2 pseudogenes are annotated in these 968 nt (G+C 59.5%); one reads left to right on the forward strand and one right to left on the reverse strand.

From position 1 onward, the window contains the following. Nucleotides 1-190 (forward strand): annotated as a pseudogene (locus tag ACFO3A_RS15640) (hypothetical protein); the annotation flags it as partial. 272 nt (nt 191-462) lie between these two features. On the opposite strand, the pseudogene ACFO3A_RS15645 reads toward ACFO3A_RS15640, so the two are convergent. Further along, a pseudogene (locus ACFO3A_RS15645) lies at nt 463-968 on the reverse strand (OmpA family protein); the annotation flags it as partial.

Here is a 968-nt window from a genome sequence, read left to right on the forward strand (position 1 = left end):
CTTCGGCCGCCGACTCAAGACGCTCAAGGGCCTGACACCTTACGAATTCATCTGCAAGCAGTGGACAGATGAGCCCGAACGCTTCACGATCAATCCTATCCATCAAATGCCGGGACTGAACATCTTAGGCGGTAGGGCCAGCGCTTGTCTTCGTAGTGGTAGTGGCGTTGGGTTTGGTCAGGGCCGGTGACGCCCAGCAGGTTGATGCGGCTGCCGTCCGCTTACAGCACCTGCACGGTGCTGCCGACTTCGTACAGTTCGGTTTCGTAGCTCAGACGCCAACCCGCGCCCAGCAGGCCCAGTTCGCCGGGCAGGGCTGGCATGTGCAGCTGGGGTCGCAGGTGCCGCTGCCGCCCAGGCCGGGAACGCCCGGGATTTGCCCAAGGACTGAGAAGCTGGCCAGGAGGGAGAAGAACGCCAACTGACATAAAAGGAAAGATCCAAAGGTGCGGAGCATCACGATCAAGGTACTGAACAAACCGGGCCATCCTCATCCAAGGGGGTGCAATTGATGTCGCCAGGCGGGCATTCCAGCAACGGAGGGTTTTCACCGCCAGAACCCGGAGGAATGCTGGGGTCAACGATGGTGGTGCAGCCGACGGTGACGCACTCGGGCGGCGCCTTGCCAGGAGGCTCAAGAAAACCAGGGTCCACCGGATGCCCGCCATTGCCTTGCCCTGGAATCGAAATCAGATTCGCGCTTTCCACCCCATCGCTTTGCATTTGCACCGTAACGTGTGTCACCAAAGGAATGCGCCGCTGGGCATACAACCCGCTGATGAAAGGATCTTTGCCATCGTCGGCCCACTTGAGCAAAAACTGGGTCACGGTGCTGGCCAGTGGCACCTTCAATGCGTAACCGTGGGTGATCTTGAGTTTGAGTACGTTCGCATCCTGCAGGTTTTGCCCCGATTTGCTTTTGACAGCCTGGCGGCTGCGCAGTCCAAGGTTGGCGTTGGGAATCGCTC

The organism is Comamonas nitrativorans (assembly GCF_042654765.1).
Taxonomy (GTDB): domain Bacteria; phylum Pseudomonadota; class Gammaproteobacteria; order Burkholderiales; family Burkholderiaceae_C; genus Comamonas; species Comamonas nitrativorans.